This is a genomic window from Streptomyces sp. M41 (assembly GCF_043673425.1).
In the GTDB taxonomy this organism is placed as follows: domain Bacteria; phylum Actinomycetota; class Actinomycetes; order Streptomycetales; family Streptomycetaceae; genus Streptomyces.
Genome location: NZ_JBIMKE010000008.1, coordinates 27,382 through 47,344 on the forward strand (window position 1 = coordinate 27,382; position 19,963 = coordinate 47,344).

General features: G+C 69.6%; 10 protein-coding genes. 6 read left to right on the top strand and 4 right to left on the bottom strand.

Translation table 11 applies throughout. The features are described 5' to 3' along the window. Positions 1–13 precede the first annotated feature (13 nt). Positions 14–3,301 carry a S8 family serine peptidase gene (locus ACHBTE_RS13330; RefSeq protein ID WP_394723971.1) on the bottom strand — a complete coding sequence of 1,096 codons (3,288 nt, stop codon included), beginning with the start codon at positions 3,299–3,301 and terminating at the stop codon, positions 14–16. A 229-nt stretch (positions 3,302–3,530) separates the two neighbouring features. Here ACHBTE_RS13330 and ACHBTE_RS13335 point away from each other — a divergent pair, with 229 nt between their 5' ends. The 3 genes from ACHBTE_RS13335 (at position 3,531) to ACHBTE_RS13345 (ending at position 7,344) form a co-directional block, all read left to right on the top strand. Further along, entirely contained in the window at positions 3,531–3,989 is a 459-nt protein-coding gene (locus ACHBTE_RS13335; RefSeq protein WP_394723972.1) for an NUDIX hydrolase, read from the top strand. Positions 3,990–4,219: 230 nt separating this feature from the next. Next, positions 4,220–6,010, top strand: coding sequence for a TIGR03767 family metallophosphoesterase (locus ACHBTE_RS13340; protein WP_394723973.1), 1,791 nt, complete (start codon positions 4,220–4,222; stop codon positions 6,008–6,010). A gap of 146 nt (positions 6,011–6,156) precedes the next feature. Then, entirely contained in the window at positions 6,157–7,344 is a 1,188-nt protein-coding gene (locus ACHBTE_RS13345; protein ID WP_394723974.1) for a serine hydrolase domain-containing protein, read from the top strand. A gap of 97 nt (positions 7,345–7,441) precedes the next feature. On the opposite strand, the gene ACHBTE_RS13350 is transcribed toward ACHBTE_RS13345, so the two are convergent. Together ACHBTE_RS13350 and pepN are read right to left on the bottom strand one after the other, a co-directional pair. Further along, positions 7,442–8,491: a hypothetical protein gene (locus ACHBTE_RS13350; RefSeq protein WP_394723975.1), complete on the bottom strand. Its 1,050-nt coding sequence runs from the start codon at positions 8,489–8,491 to the stop codon at positions 7,442–7,444. 209 nt (positions 8,492–8,700) lie between these two features. After that, positions 8,701–11,289 carry an aminopeptidase N gene (pepN, locus tag ACHBTE_RS13355; protein WP_394723976.1) on the bottom strand — a complete coding sequence of 863 codons (2,589 nt, stop codon included), beginning with the start codon at positions 11,287–11,289 and terminating at the stop codon, positions 8,701–8,703. 151 nt (positions 11,290–11,440) lie between these two features. Here pepN and ACHBTE_RS13360 point away from each other — a divergent pair, with 151 nt between their 5' ends. Beyond that, positions 11,441–12,085, top strand: a complete 645-nt coding sequence (locus tag ACHBTE_RS13360) for a DsbA family protein (protein WP_394723977.1) — start codon at positions 11,441–11,443, stop codon at positions 12,083–12,085. A gap of 19 nt (positions 12,086–12,104) precedes the next feature. Here ACHBTE_RS13360 and ACHBTE_RS13365 read toward each other — a convergent pair whose 3' ends face one another. Continuing rightward, a complete protein-coding gene (locus tag ACHBTE_RS13365) occupies positions 12,105–14,117 on the bottom strand; it encodes a glycosyltransferase (protein ID WP_394723978.1) in 2,013 nt (670 codons plus the stop codon). 607 nt (positions 14,118–14,724) lie between these two features. Here ACHBTE_RS13365 and ACHBTE_RS13370 point away from each other — a divergent pair. After that, positions 14,725–16,074, top strand: coding sequence for a VCBS repeat-containing protein (locus ACHBTE_RS13370; RefSeq protein ID WP_394723979.1), 1,350 nt, complete (start codon positions 14,725–14,727; stop codon positions 16,072–16,074). Between the two features lie 242 nt (positions 16,075–16,316). After that, a complete protein-coding gene (locus ACHBTE_RS13375; RefSeq protein ID WP_394723980.1) occupies positions 16,317–19,931 on the top strand; it encodes a LamG domain-containing protein in 3,615 nt (1,204 codons plus the stop codon). Positions 19,932–19,963: the final 32 nt, after the last annotated feature.

Genomic DNA, 19,963 nt, shown 5'->3' on the forward strand with positions numbered 1-19,963 from the left:
CGTGTCGGAGCGACTACGGGGTGACCTTCTCGATCTTCACGTTGCCCGTGCCCGCGACCGTGCCGCGCGCGTCGAGCAGGCGGACCTGGCCGAAGAACTCACGGCCCTCCGGGGCGGCGGCGAGCGCGGTGACGCTGCCGGAGACGGAAGTCGTCTCGCCCGTGCCGAGCTTCACCGCAGCCGACTCGTCGACCGTGACGGTCCCGAGCGCGGCGGAGAAGAACACGTCCAGGTAGTCGTACGCCGTCGAACCGGCCGGCACCGCGTAGCCGACAACCTCGATGGTGTACTTCCCGGCGGCCGGCTTCGCGATGGAGACGGCCTCCTCCGAGTCACCGTCGGCGGAGCTGCCGACCTCGGTGCCGGCCGCGTCGTAGACGGCCAGGTCGAGGTCGGCGGCCGCGTCGGAGACGTTGCCGATGGACACGTCCAGCGACGTGGCGCCCTCGGGGACCTCGACCGTGGTGGTCTGCGTGGCGCCCTGGGCGATCGTCGGACGCGCCGTCTTCGACGAGCCGAGCGGGCCGCCGGCCAGCTTGCCGTCGATCGCGGCGTAGTTGTTGGTCACCTTCCAGGAGGCGGCGGCCGGCGTGCCGACCTTGGCCTCGGGGACGGTCACGGTCTCCGGGTCGAAGGCCGCGCCGAGGACGGTGACGTCCAGCTTGTACGGGTTGTCGAGCAGCGGCGACGTACGGCGCGACTCGACCTCGATCTCCCAGACGCCGGGTTGCGGGTCGGCGTAGGCACGCACGTCCGGCTTGCAGCCGTTGCCGTCGAGGTAGTTGTTGTAGCAGTACGGGGTGCCGGTGCTGTCGGACGGGACGCCGTAGGGGTGGATGGCGATGAACCGGGTCTGGCTCTTGTCCTTCAGCCCGCCGATCGCGACCTGAAGCGCCTTCGCGCCCTCGGGGACGGTCACGAAGTACGACTTGGTGCTGTTGCGCTGCACCGAACCGGACGCCGAGTAGCTGTACTCGAGCGGCTCGGAGACGACGACGGTGTTGAGGACCTGCGTGTCGATGCCCTCGGTGCGCGGGTCGTCGACCTCCAGGATCGCGCTCTTGATGCCGGCCGAGGACGACTTGGCGGCGACCTGGACCGTGACCGGCTTGTTCAGACCGAGCTTGATCTCGTCGGAGCCGACGATCCGGAAGGTGCGCCCGGTGTTGTTCTCCAGGTGCAGCTCGTGCCGGATGGCCTTGTCCGCGCCGGACGTACGCGTGATGGTCACGTCGTACGTCTTCTTCTGCCCGGCCTTCAGGCCGCCCTCGCGGTCGTAGACGCCGGTGCCGAAGCCCGGTGTCTTCAGGAACTGGTCGATCGCGGTGTCGACCGGCGCCTTCACCGAGTACTCGTGGGCGGTGGCACCGTCACGGATGGCGTCCCAGGCGTCCGGGACGTTGATGAGGCCGACCCCCTCCTCGTACGCCTGCACACCCTTGATGTGGTCGGCGGTCGAGGTCAGCGCGGTGCGCAGCTTCGCCGGGGTGAGGTCGATGCCCTTCTGCTTCGCGGCGCTCAGCAGCAGCGCGGACGCGCCTGCCGCCTGCGGGGCCGCCATCGAGGTGCCCTGGAGCATGCCGTAGCCGGCCGGGAGGGTGTAGCCCGCCTCGGCGACCGGGGCGCCGGGCAGCCAGGTCTGGATGGTGTTGATCGCGGCGCCCGGGGCGACCAGGGTCGGGGTGAAGCCGCCGTCCTCACGCGGGCCGCGCGAGGAGAACGGCATCATCGCGTACTTCTTCTCCACGGCCGAGCCGTAGTTGGCGGCCCAGGTCTCCTTGGAGACGGACGCGCCGACCGAGATGACCTTGCTGGACAGGGCGGGGTCGCCGATGGTGTTGGCGCCGGGGCCGGAGTTGCCGGCCGACAGCACCAGCTGGACGCCGTAGGTGTCGATCAGGCGGGTGTACAGCTCCGAGCGGGCGTTGTTGCCGTCGTTCAGCGCCGGGAGGCCGCCGATGGACATGTTGACGATGTCGACGCCGCGGTTGACGACGAGGTCGATCATGCCCTCGGTGAGCGCGACGTTGGTGCAGCCGCCGGTCCAGGTGCAGGCGCGGGCGGCGACGAGCTTGGCGCCGGGGGCCTGGCCGTTCATCTTCCCGCCGAACAGGCCGTTGGCGGCGGTGATGCCGGCGACGTGCGTGCCGTGCTCGGACTCGATGACGCCGATGTTGACGAAGTCGCGCTTCTGGCCGACCCAGTCGCCGCCCAGCGGGTCCATCGGCACGTCCTTGCGGATCTGCACGACGAACGGCTGGCGCTCGGCGACATCGGTGGCCGGGTCGTCGGTGCCGAAGTACCCGATCTGGTAGCCGTCCTTGTACGGCTTCATCGGGGTGTCGTCACCGAAGTCGAAGTTGTTGTTGAGGTCGACCCGGACCGTGCCGTTCGCGGCGTCGTACAGGACGCCCCAGGAGTCGGTCTTGTCGCCGTCGCGGTTGGCGTCGCCCGCCGCGTCACCGCCGGTGGTGTACGACTCCAGGAAGGTGCTCACCTGGTACGAGCCCGCGGGCGCCGCCCAAGTCCTGCCGCCGTAGGTGAAGGTGGGGCCGGAGACGGAGGTCACCATCGGGCGCCAGGTCCGGTCGTTGTCGACTATCGGGTCGGTGGCGGTGACCCAGTCGACGATCTTGCGTTCCCCGGTGGTGGTCTTCTGGAGCGCCGGGTGCCCGAGGTCCACACCGCTGTCGAGGATGCCGATGGTGATGCCGCGGCCGTCCGCCTTCGGGTTCTTCTTCACGAAGTCGACGGAGCCCGTCTCGAAGGACGGGTTGTACGGGTTCTCGGCCGGCGTCTTCTTGCCGGGGCCGGCGTACGACGTCTTGGCGGCCGTCGACTTCTTGGTGTCGACGGCCGGGTCGTCCAGGGGTATCTCCTCGCGCAGGTCGATGCCGTGCACCGAGGAGAGCTTCGTGGCGGCGGCGATGGCCGCGTCGGCCTTGCCGGTGGGGACGGTGGCCCGGACGTAGCCGAGCTTGTCGTAGGTGCGGCCCACAGAGCCGACCGCGTCCAGCTGGCCGGCGACCTTCTCGGTCTGGCCGGGCGCGGTCGCGATCATCATCGTGACGTTCTTGTCGCCGTCGGCCTTGGCCTCGGCGAGCAGGTCGGCGTCGTCCGAACCGAGCTTGTCGTGCGCGGATTTCACGCTCGGGTCCGCCGCCGCGGGCACCGGGTCCGCGGCGAGGGCCATGGGTATCGGCCCGGCCGCGGCGAGCGCGGCGACGAGACCGGCGGCCATGGCCGTGCGGACGGCCGCGCGTCTCGGGCCCGGCTTCGGATCGCGCTGGGTGTGGGTCATCGGCATCCCTTGTTGGTAAAGGAGCATGGGTCGTCCGGAATGCGATCCCGGACGACCGCACAGCTTTATGCAAGGGAAGGATGTTTGGGAAGAGTTGACCCAATCGAAATGGAGGGGTGGGGGAAACCCGCTGTGCAATCCGCACAAGAGGGTGAGAAACACGGACAAGTCGGCTGCAAGGGCAGATAATTCGCCTGCCCCCGCGAGTCCTGGCGACTAACGTCCCCATGTGCGGAAGAAGTTGAGGGTGGCGGCCTACGCCATTTGCGTATCTGACGGACACATCCTTCTCGCCCGGTCCCCGGCCCCCGGCGGTGGCTTCGAGTGGGTGCTCCCGGGCGGCGGCATGGAGCACGGCGAGGATCCCTACGACACGGTCGTGCGGGAGGTGGAGGAGGAGACCGGCTACCTCGTCGAACCGACCGGCCTGCTCGGCATCGACTCCTCCCACCGCGTCTTCCCGGACGACCCCGGCGGCAGCGTCGACCACCACGGCGTACGGCTCGTCTACGAGGCCCGGATCACCGGCGGCGAGCTGTGCAACGAAGTCGACGGCTCCACCGACATGGCGGCCTGGCACGCCCTGGACGAGGTGCTCGCCCTGAACCGCGTCTCCATGGTCGACAAGGGCCTGGCGCTGTGGCGCGAGCGGCCGGCCACGGGGCGGATCCAGGGCGCCGGCAGATAGCTTCACTACCCCGGAAGGTGAACGGGGAGTGACCGCGTCCCGGCCGTTCGAGGAGCGGCCGTGGACGCGGAAGGTAGTCCAAGATCCACGTACGGTGATCTGCGCTGCCCGTTGCGGTCCCGTTCATGCGCAGGTCATCCCCGGTGCCAACGATCCCCAGTGAGCGGGCCGTTCGCGGCAGCGAAAGCCCGCGACCACTGCCGACGCGTTCGCACTCGGGGAGATCGCGCATGTCGCGCATACGCTCTGTCGCCAGCTCCGCGCTGGGGGTCCACCGCCGCACCCTGCTCGCCGCCACCGGAGCGGTGGCCCTCTCCGCCGGCGTCGGCCACGCCCTGCGGCCCACCGACAGCCAGGCCGCCACGGCCACGGGTACGGCGCCCGCGGCAGGCACCGCGAACGCCGCCGCAGCCGCAGCGGACAACGCCGCCGCGGCCCCCCGCCGGCTTCCGGCCGCGCTCGCGCCCTACACCCGGGGCACGACCCTCGCGAACGTCGCCACCCCGACGGGCGGCTCCGGCTACCGGCGCCTCGGTGACGGCCCCGGCTGGCGGCGCATCGTCCGCGAGGACCTGGCCGCACCGAAGGCGGGCCGCGCGAACCGGCGCACGGCGCTCGCCGCCTTCGTCCAGCTCACCGATCTGCATGTGATCGACGCCCAGCACCCGCTCCGGCTCGAGTATCTGCGCGCGACGGACCAACACGCCTGGCGTCCGCAGGAGGCACTGACCGTGCCGGGCGCGGTGGCGCTCGTCGAGCGGATCAACGCGCTGCGCGGCGGCCCCGTCACCGGCGCCCCGCTGCACTTCGCCATGACCACCGGCGACAACACCGACAACAACGCCAAGTCCGAGCTGGAATGGTTCCTGACGGTGATGAGCGGCGGCCGGATCACCCCGAACACCGGTGACCCGCGGCACTACGAGGGCGTCCAGAACAGCGGACTCAAGCTCTACTGGCAGGCCGACGACAGCGTCCGCGACGCCGACAAACAGCTCGGCTTCCCGCACATCGAGGGCTACCTCGCCGCCGCGATCCGCGAACTGCGCAGCCCCGGTCTGAACATCCCCTGGTACTCGACGGTCGGCAACCACGACACGATGCCGCTCGGCACCTATGCCTCGCACGGCGACTCCTATCTGACCGACCTGGCCGTCGGCGGCAAGAAACTGATGACCGCGTCGGCGTCGGACGCCAAGAAGCTCCAGGACTCCCTGAAACAGGACAAGGACCCGCGAGGCACGGTCTTCAAGGACTTCCTCAAGGCCCACGCCCGCTCGATGCGCTCGGTCACCCCGGACGAGAGCCGGGCGCCGTTCACGCCCGGGGACTATCTGCGGGCCCACCTGGACCCGGCCTTCCGCGGCCACGGCCCCGTCGGACACGGCTACTCCACGGCCAACCTCGCCGCCGGCACCCAGTACTACAGCTTCCGCATCGCCGACGACGTCATCGGCATCAGCCTCGACACCACCGACCCGGGCGGGCACTACGAAGGGTCCCTCGGGGCGGCGCAGTTCGGTTGGCTGGAGCGGACGCTGCGCGACAACAAGGACTCGTACGCGATCGTCTTCAGCCATCACACCAGCAAGACGATGCGCAACCTCCGCCGTGACCCGGCCCGGCCGAACGAGCGGCGCGTCGGCGGCGCCGAGGTCCTCTCGCTGCTCGGCAACCACCGCAACGTCCTCGCCTGGGTGAACGGCCACATCCACAAGAACGTCATCACGGCGCACTCCGGCGCCGGCGGCTCCTTCTGGGAGATCTCCACCGCCTCCCACGTCGACTTCCCCCAGCTCGCCCGGATCATCGAGGTGGTGGACAACAAGGACGGCACGCTCTCCCTGTTCACCACCCTGATCGAGTCCTCGGCCCCGCACCGCACGAGCTTCACCGACCACTCCCAGACGGGCCTGGCCGCCCTCTACCGCGAGCTCTCCCTCAACGCCCCCGGAGCCCGCACCACGCTGGCGGGCGACCGACGGGACCGCAACACGGAACTCGTGCTGAAGAAGGGCTGACCTTCCCCACCCGACCCGCGGACCGGACGCACGGCGTCTGGCCGAAACTCGCTCAACTGCTATATCCCTGTTCAACCTTCGTCGCATCCGCACCGTCTCTCCCCCCGACCACGCTCGACGCGAGCGGACAGAACGGGGAGAGAATCATGAGCGTACGTACCCAACGCACGGCCCTGGTGGCGGCGACGGCGGTCGCGCTGTCCGTGGCCCTCGCCGCGCCCGCGCTGGCGGCGGCGCCCGCCGGGGCCGGCCATGACGCGACCCGCAAGGCCATGGCGGCGGCGGTCGAGGCCGGCGCCCCCGGGGTGACGGCGACCGCGAAGGACCGGCACGGCACCTGGTCGGCGACGGCGGGGGTCGGCGATCTGAAATCGGGCAAGCCGCGTTCGGCGGACGACCGTTACCGCGTCGGGAGCATCACCAAGACCTTCGTCGCCACCGTGCTGCTCCAGCTGGAGGCGGAGGGCGAGCTGTCCCTGGACGACACCGTGGAGGACTGGCTGCCGGGTGTGGTCGAGGGCAACGGCCACGACGGCGGCCGTATCACCCTGCGCCAGCTCCTCAACCACACCAGCGGCATCTACAACTACACGGCGGACGCCGACTTCGGGCGCACGTACTTCCTGAAGGACGGCTTCTTCGAGCACCGCTACGACACCAAGAAGCCCGCGGAGCTGGTCGCGCTCGCCATGACCCACAAGCCGGACTTCGAGCCGGGGACGTCCTGGAACTACTCCAACACCAACTACATCGTGGCCGGCATGGTCATCGAGAAGGCCACGGGCCGCTCCTACGGCACCGAGATCCGTGAGCGCATCATCGAGCCGCTGCACCTGACGGCCACCTCCGTCCCCGGCACCAGGGTGACGGTGCCGCGGCCCAGCAGCCGCGCCTACTCAAAGCTGGCCGAGACGGCGGAAGGGCCGACGTACGACGTCACGAGGATCAATCCGTCGATCGCCTGGTCGGCCGGCGAGATGATCTCCGACTCGAAGGATCTCAACCGCTTCTACACGGCCCTCCTGCGCGGCCGGCTCCTCCCGCGCGAGCAGCTGAACGAGATGACCACCACGGTCCCCTTGAACGAGACCAGCGGCTACGGCCTCGGCCTGATGAAGACCGAGCTGAGCTGCGGGACCACCGTCTGGGGCCACGGCGGTGGCATCCACGGCTCGATATCCGAGGCGCTCACCACGAAGGACGGCCGCCACTCCCTCGCCTTCAACCTCAACGGCGACTGGGCGGGCGACACCGCCGCGGTGGTCGAGGCCGAGTTCTGCGGGAAGGCGACGTCGACCGGGCGGAGCGGGCCGTCCGGGCCGGACCTCAGCTGACGGCACGAGGAGGGGCCGCCCGGTGCCGGGCCGTGTCCGACCCAGGGCCCGGACGGCCCCTCCTCTCCCCTCCTGATGCTGCGCCTCGCGGTCGTCACTACCGCGGCAGCACCACGACATACGCGGCCGGATCCCGGTCCGCCGCCGCCATCAGGGCGGTACGCACCACCGCGGCCTGCTGCTCCACCGAGTCCCGCAGCTTCCTCGGGGTGATGTACACGACCGTGATGCCGAGCCGCTCCAGATGCTCCCGCTTACGGACGTACTCGGACCAGAGCGCGTCCTCGTCCTGACGCGGAGCCCGGGTGTCCAGCTCCACCGCCACCGCCTGGTCGGGCCAGTAGGCGTCCAGGCCGCCGAGGTGGGGGCCGCCGGGCAGGCGGAGGTCGACGTTCCAGACGGGGTCGGGCAGGCCGTGCTCGCGGACCATCTCGTACAGCCGGTCCTCGGCGATGGCGCGGCCCTCGGCGAGCAGGGAGTCCACCGCGTCCACCACATGCGGGCGGGCCAGCAGCTTCGCCTGGTTCAACTCCCGTACGACGGCGGCCGGTTCGCAGTGGCCGCCCCGCACGGCCTCGGTCAGCAGGCGGCGTACGGCGCCCGCGTCCGTCAGTTCGGCGACGGCGTCGGCCAGGGCGCGCGGGACCGGCACCACCGGGAGGCCCGTCACCTGCTGGGGCGTGGGGAGCGCCGCGGTGCGCAGGATGCGGACGCAGCCCGTGGAGCGCAGCCGGCGCATACGGGGGACCAGGACGTCGATCGTGTCCAGCGCGGTCAGCGGGGGAGTGGCCGAGAAGCCGTGCAGGGTCAGCGCCGCGAGGCCCGTGATCACCGCCTCGGCGTAGCCGGGAGCGGCGTGCGGCTCGCCCGCGTTCGGCTGGGCCGGTACCCCGGTCGTGCGGTCCCGCGCCGCGTACATGAGCACCGCGTGCAGGCGCTCCTCGCTGGTCGGCGGGCCGGGGTGGAGCAGGAAGACGCCGGGGAGGATCTGCTGCCAGGGGCCGCCGGGGCGGCACTGCTCGCTCATCTCGGCGGGCGCGACGCCGTGCGACTTCAGCTGAGCGGTGGTCATGACGCGGCGGCGGACTTCGGACAGGTGACGCAGGGGGCGGGGGGACAGCGGGGAGAGCGGGGTGTTGTGGTTCATGACCCGGAGGTTCCCGCTCCTGATCCGGCCTTTAACCGCTGTTACACGCCCGTCGACTAATACGGACAACCTGGCACTAAAGGACGGGTGTTCGGATGCCGAGTAGGCATGGAAAACCCCTGGTCCGATCGGGTGGGACCAGGGGTTACGGCTGCTATTGCCTGAATTCCGTAACGGTCACGCAGGGCCTAGACCGTTGGCCAAAGGTATTAGTCCGTTGACGCCGCCGCGTCGCACGCCTGACCCCGCAGCCCCCGCGCCAGATCGTCCCGCGCCTCCAGCACCAGCCGCCGCAGCGCCGGGGCCGCCTCCTCGTGCGCCGCGAGCCAGGCGTCCGTCGCGTCCAGCGTGGCCTGCGACTGCTGGAGCCCCGGGAACAGGCCCCGGACCACGTCCATGCCGATCTGGATCGACCGCTCCTGCCACACCCGCTCGATCGCCGCGAAGTACTTCTCGGTGTACGGCGCGAGCAGCTCCCGCTGCGAGGACTGGGTGAAGCCCGCGATGGTCGCCTCCACCAGGGCGTTGGACAGCGCGTCCGACTCCACGACCTGCGCCCACGCCTGCGCCTTCACCGCCTGCGACGGCCGGGCGGCGAGAGCGCGCACCTGGTGGCGCTTGCCGGAAGCGGTGTCGTCCCGGGCCAGTTCGGCCGCCAGCATCGCCTCGTCGGCGACGCCGTGCGCGGCCAGCGGCTCCAGGAACGTCCAGCGCAGCTCCTGGTCGACGGCCAGCCCCTCGACCTTCTCCGTGCCCTCCAGCAGGCCCCGCAGCAGCGAGAAGTCCTGCTCGCCGGAGGCCGTCGACGCGAAGAACCGCGCCCAGGCCAGCTGCTGCTCGCTGCCCGGCTCGGCGGCCCGCAGTTCCCGCAACGCGCCCTCGGCGAGCAGTCGTTCGCCCGTCGGCCGCCAAGCGGGGTCCGTGTAGTGGACCAGGGAGGAGTTCGCCCACGCGTGCAGCATCTGCAGGACGCCGATGTCCGACTCGCGGCCCGCGAACCGCAGCACCAGATCCACGAAGTCCCGCGCCGGCAGCAGCGCGTCCCGTGTCATGTTCCACAGCGCCGACCAGCACAGCGCACGGGCCAGCGGGTCGGTCATGGTACCGAGGGCGGAGCGCAGCGTCGCCAGCGACGTCGCGTCGAAGCGCGTCTTGCAGAACGTCAGGTCGTCGTCGTTGACCAGCACCAGCTCCGGAGCGTCCGCGCCCGCCAGCTCCGTCACGATCGTGCGCGGCCCGTCGACGTCCGCCTCGGCGCGCGCGTACCGCTCCAGCGCCCCGTCCGCGCCCCGCCGGTACAGGCCCGCGGCGACCCGGTGCGGACGCAGCTCGGGGTGCGACTCGGCCGCCTCCTGCACCACTGCCAGCTCGTCGATACGGCCCTCGGCGTCCAGCAGCACCTGCGGGGTCAGCGAGTTCACGCCCGCCGTCTGGAGCCAGGACCGCGCCCAGGTGCCCATGTCCCGGCCACTGGTCTCCTCCAGCACCGACAGCAGATCGCCGAGGCGGGTGTTGCCGTACGCGTGCCGCTTGAAGTAGCGCCGCGCGCCCTCCAGGAACGCGTCCTGGCCGACGTAGGCCACCAGCTGCTTCAGGACGGAGGCGCCCTTGGCGTAGGTGATGCCGTCGAAGTTGAGCTTGGCGTCCTGGAGGTCGTGGATGTCGGCCGTGATCGGATGCGTGGAGGGCAGCTGGTCGGCCCGGTACGCCCACGCCTTGCGGCGGTTGGCGAAGGTGATCCAGCCGTTCTTGAAGCGGGTCGCGCCGACCAGTGAGAACGCGCCCATGAAGTCCGCGAAGGACTCCTTCAGCCACAGGTCGTCCCACCACTCCATGGTGACCAGGTCGCCGAACCACATGTGCGCCATCTCGTGCAGCACCACGTTGGCCCGGCCCTCGTACGCCGCCCGCGTCACCTTCCCGCGGAAGATGAACTCCTCGCGGAACGTCACCAGCCCCGGGTTCTCCATCGCGCCGAGGTTGTACTCGGGCACGAACGCCTGGTCGTACTTGCCGAAGGGGTACGGGTAGTCGAAGTGGTCGTGGAAGAAGTCCAGGCCCTGCTTGGTGACCAGGAAGACGTCGTCGGCGTCGAAGTACGGCGCGAGGCCCTTGCGGCACATCGCGCCGAGCGGGATCTCCAGCGTTGTGCCGTCGGCGAAGGTGCGGGCGTAGGAGTCCGTGACGTAGTGGTAGGGGCCCGCCACGACACAGGTGATGTACGTCGAGATCGGCTTGGTCTCCGCGAACTTCCAGACCCCGTCGACGAGTTCACCCGTGCCGTTGCTCCACACCGTCCACTCCTCGGGCGCCCGCACCTCGAAGCGGAAGGGGGCCTTGAGGTCCGGCTGCTCGAAGTTGGCGAAGACCCGACGGGAGTCGGCCGGTTCGTACTGGGTGTACAGGTACACCTCGCCGTCCTCGGGGTCGACGAAGCGGTGCAGACCCTCGCCGGTACGGGAGTAGGCGCACTGGGCGTCGACCACCAGCTCGTTGTCGGCGGCCAGGTCCTCCAGGGTGATCCGCGAGCCGTCGAAGACCTCGCTGGGGTCCAGGTCCTTGCCGTTGAGGGAGACGGCCGTCACGCTCGGCGCGATCAGATCGACGAAGCTGCCGGCGCCGGGTTCGGCGCAGCGGAAGCGGATCGTGGTGACCGAGCGGAAGGTGCGCGGGGCCTTGCTCTCGGGGTCCCGGTCGCCGACGGCGGACCGTACGTCGAGGGACACGTCGTACCCGTCGACGGACAGCAGGGCGGCCCGCTCCCGGGCCTCGTCGCGGGACAGATTCTCACCGGGCACGGGGGCGCTCCCTCGGGTGGTGTTCAGTATGCGGACGGACGGTTTCTGATCCTGCCATGTGCCCTGTCCGTCCGGCACCAGGGAATGACAGGGCGGGCGGCGGCGTTCCCCAGGCGTTGCGCGGACACACGCCTGCCTCATGAGGAGAGACATGTCGGAGAAGACCCCCGTCGACTTCTGGTTCGACCCGCTGTGCCCCTGGGCCTGGATGACCTCCCGCTGGGTGCTGGAGGTGGAGAAGGTCCGCGACATCGAGGTCCGCTGGCACATCATGAGCCTGGCCGTGCTGAATGAGGACAAACTGGACGAACTTCCCGCGGACTATCGCGAGATGCTCGCCAAGCAGGCGTGGAAGCCGGTGCGCGTGGTGACCGCCGCCTGGCAGAAGCACGGCGACGACGTCCTCGGACCCCTCTACACCGCACTCGGCACCCGCTTCCACAACAACGGCGAGGGCCCGACCGTCGAGGCGATCGCCGGCGCGCTCGCCGATGTGGGCCTGCCCGCCGACCTGATCGACTACGCCGACCAGGAGGACTTCGAGTTCGACGCCGAGCTGCGCGCCTCCCACAAGGAGGGCATCGAGAAGGTCGGCCAGGAGGTCGGCACCCCGGTCATCGCCGTGCCCGGCGCCGACGGCGAGCAGATCGCCTTCTTCGGCCCGGTCGTCACCCCGGCCCCCAAGGGCGAGGACGCCGCCAAGCTCTGGGACGGCACCCTCGCCGTGGCCTCCGTGCCGGGCTTCTACGAGATCAAGCGCACCCGCACGAAGGGGCCGGACTTCAGCAACCTCTAAGGGGTCGTTTTCTCCTGAGTCAACAGGCCGCTGCCCCCCGTCGGGGTTTGCTGCGTCGAGTCATTGCCTTGACGAGGTCGGTCCTGGCGACGTGGAGGGCGAGGCCGTTCTCGCCGTTCACGGCGGGCTTTGCGTACCAGGGCAGGGCGCGGCGGCGCCACTTCGCGGCAGTGAGGTTGCTGGGGAGCGCCGGGAGAGGTAGTGCCCAGTCGCCGAGCCGTAGTGCGCCATGCCAGATGCCGGCGGGGAGTTCAGTGACGGGAACGCGTACGACGAAGGAGCCGTCGGTGGTCGAGGCGACGAAGGAGGTGCTGTCTCCCCGGTCGTTGCTGACGGCTACCGCGAGAGCGCCCTCGGGGTGGCCGGCGAGGGTGCAGCGGCCGGTGAGCTCCAGCTCGGTGGGGGCGTCGGCGGCCCATCGGACGGTGTCGTCCAGGCTGAGGTGGGGCAGTACGGGGTGCTTTTGCTCGCCGAGGTCGAGCGTGAAGTTGCCGTGTGGGTGGGTGGTGTAGAGGGTGGCGGCCCGTGGCCCCTCGGTTGTGTTCACGACGTGTGTGGCGGCTTTGCCCGACACGGTGGTGGCCCGCTTGCTGCCGACGCGGACTTCCCGGGTGATGCCTCGGGCGCCGATGGCGAGGGAGATGTCCCACAGCCCGTCTTGGAGAGGACCGCCGTCGGCGGCCGTGGTGATGTCGACGGTTGCCTCGAAGCCGGCCTTCTCGTAGGCGTAGTGTCCGCTGTCCTCATCGGCGCCGAGTCGGGGCGTCGCGGTGTGTGTGACCGGCAGCCGGAACTCCTCCTTGGAGTCGCGTTCGCGCAGGACGAGTTCTGTGGTGACGTCCTCGGTGGCGACGCGGTGGAGGTAGCCGTGTCCGGCGAGGTGCAGCGTGGTGCCGTGTAGTTCGGCACGGTCGATTCGGTGGCGTACGCCGAGTTGAGCTGTGATGTCGTAGCAGGTGTCGGGGATGGCGCGGTCGGGGTCGCGAAGGAAGGGGTAGCGGGCGAGGGCGCGGCCGCGGTCGATGAGGACCGGGGTGGACACGGAGCTCCGGGCGAGTTCTCGCTCGAACCGTGCGAGTGCGAGGAGTTCGTCGAGCATCCGGTGCCGTACGAGGTGCAGCCGCAGGCGGGCCATCGCCGAGAGCCGGTCGTTGAGGCCCTCGTGCCAGAGCGGGGTGATGGTGTCGGCGAGGCGGGCGAGGGCCTTTTCCTGCTGGGGGCGGGGCTCGTGCACCAGGTGGTCGAGGAGTTGCTGCACCTCGACGGTGAGGTGTCGTTGTGCCAGGTGGTCGCGTCCCGGGCCGGGTGGCACGTTTTCCATGATCATGTCGACCACGCGCGGCAGGAAGGTCAGCCGGGTCTCGGTTCCGCCCGGGCGCAGGGTGATGTTGCCCTCGTCCTCCCGCTGTACCCAGTACAGGCAGTCGTAGGAGGCCAGTACCGAGATGCCTGCCGCGTGGAGGTAGGCGGGTCCGACGAACAGCTGGTCCTCGCCGATGGACAGGTCCACGGGGAAGCGCAGGGCGTGACGCTCCAGCAGTTCCCGGCGGAAGAGCTTCATGGGGTTGAGTGTCCAGTAGACGCGGGAGGAGAACACGTCGGTCTTCGGCTGGTCACGGCGGAACATCGAGGCCGGGGCCTCGCGTCCGCCGACGCCTACCATCTTGCCCAGCACGACGTCGGTGCCGTTCTTCTCGGCCATGGCCACCATGCGTTCGAGGGCTTCCGGGCCCAGGTAGTCATCGGCGTCCAGGAAGAACACGAAGCGTCCGCGTGCGTGGTCGAGTCCGGCATTACGAGGTGCCGAGGGGCCGCCGGAGTTCGGCTGCTCAAAAATGGTGATCAACCCTGGGTACACGCCCGCCAAGCGGTGAAGTTCCCTGGCTGTCTCGTCGGTTGACCCGTCGTCGACGACGATGATCTCCAGCTCATCCTGCCCGATGGTCTGCTCGGCGACGGATGTGATGCAACGCGTCAGATAAGGCATCGCATTGTATGCGGCGACAATTACGGAAACGGCCGGGATAGCCATCGTCACGCTCTCCAAGAAATAACGGGCGCGCCCCGTATTCTGGATGGCTCTTTAATTGGCCGATCGAATGCTGTTGGGCGTCGATTGCGAGGGAAGGTGCCATAAAGGAGTGTGAAGATATCATGACCTTCCTGTGCCCGCTCAATGACCACTTGATGAAGGATCAGTTTGAGCCAGGTCGGATCTGCTGATACGAGCGACGCCACGCCGCAGGTCGGGCAAGTGGCGTTGCCGTGGGGCCAGTTCGGGGCGGTGTATGTCGAGCCGATCCCATGCATGCCCTATGGGTGAAATGGGCATGCGCTGTGATCTTTGTCATATTCGCAAGTGACGGGATGTGTATTGCGTGTGCGCTTTGCGTAAAGGGATGATCGCTTGACCTTCTTAGCTTCTCTTTATGTACGAGGTGTCCGTGTCAAGGGTGGGGAAAGGCTGGCGGCTTGGTGCTGCCACTGTTCTGGCGGGGGCACTGCTGACATGGGAGGGCACCGTCGGCGGTACACCCGCCACAGCTGCCGTTGCGTGCCCGTCGGGTATCGATTCGGACTTCAACGGCGACGGCGTCAGGGATACGGCGATCGCCGACCCTGAGGCGAGTGTCGACGGCGTGCAGAAGGCGGGGGTGGTGCATGTCGTCTACGGCGGCGGCAAGGGCACCCTCACGCTCTCGCAGGCCACGGACGGGGTACCGGGCGTGCCCGAGGCCGGCGACCACTACAGCCACGCGCTGGCCGTATACGACGCCGACCTCGACGGCTGCAGCGACCTGGTGGTCGGCTCCCCGTACGAGGACATCGGCGCCGCGTCCGACGCCGGAGGCGTGCAGGTGATCTACGGTTCCACGAACGGGCTGAACGCCGGCGGCCGGGCCGTGAAGGAGATCTACCAGGGCAGCGACAAGCCGCTGGGCGGCACCGCCGAATCCGACGACTGGGTCGGCTTCGCAGTCGCGGCAGGCAAGACGTCCGGTGGCACGCCGTACCTGCTGATCGGCGCCCCCGGTGAGTCGATCGGCACTGTCGAGGACGCGGGCTCCTTCTACTACGTGAGCGGCACCGCACAGACGGTCGTCGGCATCAACCAGGACACCGAAACCGGCGGTGCCGTAGCCGGCATTGCGGAGCGGGACGACCGCTTCGGCAGCGCGCTCGCCGCGAGCCCGACGCACTTCGCGGTCGGCACACCCGGCGAGGCGCTGGGTACCGCGACCTTCGCCGGCGGCGTGGCCTGGTTCAGCCACACGCTGATCGCCGGCTACCCGAAGCCGCTCGGCGGACTCGGGCAGGACCAGGACGCGATCGACGGGGACGCGGAGGTCGGCGACCAGTTCGGCACGGCACTCGCCATGGTCCCCTACCGGCCCTCCGGAGCAACTTCCACCACCGAGTCGCTGCTCGCGGTCGGTGTTCCCGGCGAGGACGGCAAGACGACCGTCGACGCGGGCGCCGTCCAGGTCTTCCGGCTCACGGCCGGGGGCACCTTCAGTGAGACTGCTTGGATCAGTCAGAACACCGCGGACGTGGACGGCGAGGGTGAGGCCGGCGACCTGTTCGGCAAGCGCCTCGCAGCCGCCAACACCTCCCCGAACACGACCTCCACGGCCACGACCACCAGGCTCGCGATCGGCGTGCCCGGCGAGGAAACGACCGAGGAGTTCCCGGACGAGGGCGGCGTCCACATCGTCCCGCTGGTCGGCGCGCCCGGCGCCTCCGACGTCTCGATCGACCCCGCATTCGGGGTACCGTCCGCACCGGCGCCGCGCATGCTCACCGGCCTCGCCCTGAGCGGCACTTCCTCGCTGCTGTACGTGGGTGTGCCCTACGGCCCGGCCGAAGGGCGGGCGGTCTACGGCTTCCCTTGGAACGTGGCTTCCGGCGGTGCGCCGACGCAGACCTTCAAGCCCGGAGAGGGCGACATTCCGGCCGGCGGCGTCGCCTTCGGCACCACCACCCGCTGACAACGTCACAGTGCTCGTGGCCTCCCGTGCCCGACGACCGCGAGGACATGCGACCCGATGAGGGCGACAGTCCTCGCGGGGGCGATGCCTGAGCACTGCCGACCTCGCTGGCGACCCGTCAAGTGCCTGGCATGGCCCTGCCGGAGCGAGCGTTTCGGGGAGCCGGACCCTCTGAGACAGACGTGAACCAACTGGAGAGCAGAACCGTGTCCGCAGACAGACACAGACCGATACGCCGAGGCGTGGTGTTTCGTGCCGCCGTGGCGGCGGCCGTCACCGGCGCGGTGGTGGCCGGCGTGACGGTCCTCCCGGGCGAGGGAGACCAGCCGTCGCAGCCCCAGACGCCGGTGGCCGCCGACCAGCCGATGCAGACCGAGCAGCAGGCCCTCGCCGTCGCCCAAGAAAGCGGCAAGAAAACCGAGGTCGTCGGGCTGCGCACCGAGCGCAGGGAGATCTTCGCCGAGCCTGACGGCTCCTTCACGGCTCGCGAGTACACCGAGCCCGTCCGCACGGTCCGCAACGGCAAGTGGGTCGACGTCGACGCGACGCTGGTGGAGCGGGCTGACGGCAGTTGGGGGCCGAAGGCCGCCACCGTCGACCTGAGCTTCTCCGCCGGGAAGGCATCCGAGCCGTTCGTCACGATGCATCGGGCAGGCCGCGAGTTCGCCCTGACCTGGCCGTACGGCAAGCTGCCTACGCCGCAGGTCAAGGGCGACACCGCCACCTACGTCGACGCCCTGCCCGGTGTGGACCTCACCGTCCGAGCAGAGGCCGACGGGTTCGGGCATCTGCTGGTCGTCAAGTCGCCCGAGGCGGCGGCCGACCCGCGGCTGGACAGGATCGACCTGGGCCTGACCACCAAGGGCCTGAAGGTCGCCGAGGACACCGCCGGCGCCATCGTGGCCGAGGACGCCGCCGTCGGCGGCACCGTCTTCCAGGCGGGCGAACCCGCGATGTGGGACTCGGCTGCCGTGGCCGAGGCCGCAGCCCGCACGCAGGGCCCCAAGGCCGTATCCAAGGCTCTGAGTTCCGCCGTGGCCGGTGCGGACGAAAGCACAACGCCCGGCCCGCAGGCTGAGACAGCCCCCGAGCCCGCGCTCGAAGGCCCGGGCGGCGGTGGACGAGTCGCCCCGCTCGGTGTCGAGGTCGGCAAGGACAAGATGAGCCTGCTCCCCGACCAGCGGCTCCTCAACGGCGAGGACACCGTCTTCCCGGTTGTCATCGACCCGATCCAGCGCACCACCTCGCGCACGTCCTGGACCGGCATCATGTCCGGGATGCCCAGCGAACAGGACTGGAAGTATTCGGGCAGCGCGGGCGTAGGCAAGTGCCCTACCGACTACAACCCGGTCTCCTGCAACGGCGTCGGCGTGCGCCGCACGATGTTCACGATGCCGCTCTCCTACTACAAGGGGAAGCAGATCATCGGAGCGACCTTCTCCGCCCGGGTGGAGCACATCTACAGCGCCACCCCGACCGCCGAGCCCATCCGGCTTTACCGGGTCGGCGGCAAGGACTACTCGCTCACTTCGTCCAGCAACTGGTCCAACACCTCCGGCGACTGGGTGAACCACCTGCAGACCGTTGACAAGGCGATCTCCCCGACCTCCTGCTCCAGTCAGGCCAACCTGCACTTCGAGAGTGGTAAGAGCGGCGAGCTGACCAACGAGATCAAGACGGCAGCCGCGGGCGGCTGGAACGCGATGACGCTGGGCCTGCGCGCCGCCGACGAGTCCCGGTTCGCCGAGTGGAAGCGGATCTGCGGCAACGCGTACCTGTCGATCAAGTACAACACCCTGCCGCGGCAGATCAAGACGTCGGACATGTACACCGACCCCGGTGGCCTGTGCCGTTGGGGTTCGACCCGCGCATACGTCGACAAGCCGCCGAAGCTGCAGGCCATCGCCAGCGACCCCGACCACGGCAATGGCCAGACCGACAAGGTCAAGGTCCAGTTCAAGGTCGAGTGGACCGAGAACGGCACAGCCAAGTCCTACACGTACCTGACCAAGGAATGGCTGTCGCCGACTTCCGGCACCAAGTTCGAGCACACCGTCAGGTCGACGATCCCGCAGAACACCGTCATCTACTGGAGCGCCCGGGCCACCGACGGCGACGACTCGTACGGACCCTGGAGCTCGGAGGGCAACACCGCCCAGCGCTGTGAGTTCACCTACGACGGGAGCTGGCCGGGCAAGCCGCTGGTGAACTCCCCGCAGTACCCGCCGGGGACCGAGTACCACGACGGAGTGGGCACCTACGGCACCTTCACCTTCTCGCCCAACCCGAACGACACCATCCCGGACACCGATGTCGTCAAGTACCGGTACTCCTTCGACGGTGCCGCGCTGAAGGACCTCCCCCCGGCCACGCCGGGCGGCTCGGTCTCCGTTGACTGGATGCCGACCCGGCCGGGACGGCACGTGCTCGAGGTGATCGCCGTCGACAAGGCCAACCACGCGAGCAGCACCCCGTATCACTTCCTGGTCAGCGAGGGTAAGCCCGTTGTCGCCCAGTGGAGTCTCGCCGATGATGTTGGCAACACCGAGGCGCACGACGAGAGCGGGGAGTTCTCGGCCACGGCCGGCACGGCCGTCACCTTCGGCGTGGACGGCCCCGGCGGCAAGATCGACAAGGCGGCCCGCCTCGACGGCAGCGCCGATGCCTGGCTGGACACCAGCCAGACGGTGCTGGACACCTCCAAGAGTTTCAGCGTGAGCGCCTGGGTGCGGCCCACCGCCCTGGACCGGAACATGACGGTGATCAGCCAGAACGGCACCGGCGAGCCCGGCTTCACCCTGGGCTACGACGCTGGGGCGCAGGCCTGGAAGTTCGCCGTCCCGGTCAACGACGTCGACTCGCTCGGAGAGTGGAAGGCCGTCTCCTCCGGAATATCCGTGGTCAAAAACCAGTGGGTGCTGCTGACGGGTGTGTACGACGCCCAGCGAAGCGGCGGCCCCCAGCTCCAGCTCTACGTCAACAAGGACCTCAAGGCCTCGGCCGGCCGGCGCTCGACCTGGAAGTCGTACGGTCCACTGCAGATCGGTCGTGCGACGGCCAAGAGCGGCTATCGCGACCACTTCGTCGGCGACCTCGCCGAGGTCCGTGTGTTCGACCGGGTTCTGCCTGGGGCCCAGGTCGCCGAGTTGATGACGATCAAGCCGGTGCGTAAGGGCTATTGGCAGCTCGACGCTGCCGCCGGCGGTGCCTCCGCCGAGACCGGCGGCGGTCAGGCGCTGACTCTCGTGGGCAACGCCTCCATCTACCGCCCCGATCCGGACGACCTGTTTGCCACCGCCCCCCTGGTCGGCGACGGCAACCTGGTGCTGGACGGGGAGGGGGACTATGCGTCGACCGCGACCGCCCCGGTGACCGGCAGCGGCAGCTTCACGATCTCTGCCCGCGCCCTGCTCACCTCGCTGGACCCGGTCAAGTCGCAGACGGTGCTGTCCCTGCCGGGTGCCAACGCCAACCGTGTCCAGGTCCGTTACCAGGCTGCCACCCGGCAGTGGGAGCTGGCGGTGGCGAAGTCGGACTCGGCGACCGCCGAAGTCGTCACCTTCACCGACGATCAGGAACGGCCCGACACCGTCGGCTCCGGTCAGCACCTGGCGGTCGTCTACGACGCCTTCGCCAATTCGATCCGGCTGTATGTCGAGGGCCAGCTCGCGGCCGGCGCCTACGGCAAGGACGACACCCTGTGGCCCGCCACTGGCAGTCTGCAGGTGGGCCGTTCGCTGCGCGGGCCAAGCGAGTACTTCGCCGGGGCCCTGGACGAGGTCCGCGTCTACAGCGGTGCCGCCGACAGAGTCGCGGTGCAGCAGATGGCCGAACTGACGGCCGTGCCCGACATGTGACAGGCCGTCACTTTCTGCGGTGTGCCGGGTCC

What these genes read in the sequence shown, in the direction of transcription:
- ACHBTE_RS13330 (WP_394723971.1), bottom strand. Translation starts at nt 3,301, where the DNA reads ATGACCCACACCCAGCGCGATCCGAAGCCGGGCCCGAGACGCGCGGCC.
- ACHBTE_RS13340 (WP_394723973.1), top strand. Translation starts at nt 4,220, where the DNA reads ATGTCGCGCATACGCTCTGTCGCCAGCTCCGCGCTGGGGGTCCACCGC.
- ACHBTE_RS13345 (WP_394723974.1), top strand. Translation starts at nt 6,157, where the DNA reads ATGAGCGTACGTACCCAACGCACGGCCCTGGTGGCGGCGACGGCGGTC.
- ACHBTE_RS13350 (WP_394723975.1), bottom strand. Translation starts at nt 8,491, where the DNA reads ATGAACCACAACACCCCGCTCTCCCCGCTGTCCCCCCGCCCCCTGCGT.
- ACHBTE_RS13360 (WP_394723977.1), top strand. Translation starts at nt 11,441, where the DNA reads ATGTCGGAGAAGACCCCCGTCGACTTCTGGTTCGACCCGCTGTGCCCC.
- ACHBTE_RS13365 (WP_394723978.1), bottom strand. Translation starts at nt 14,117, where the DNA reads ATGGCTATCCCGGCCGTTTCCGTAATTGTCGCCGCATACAATGCGATG.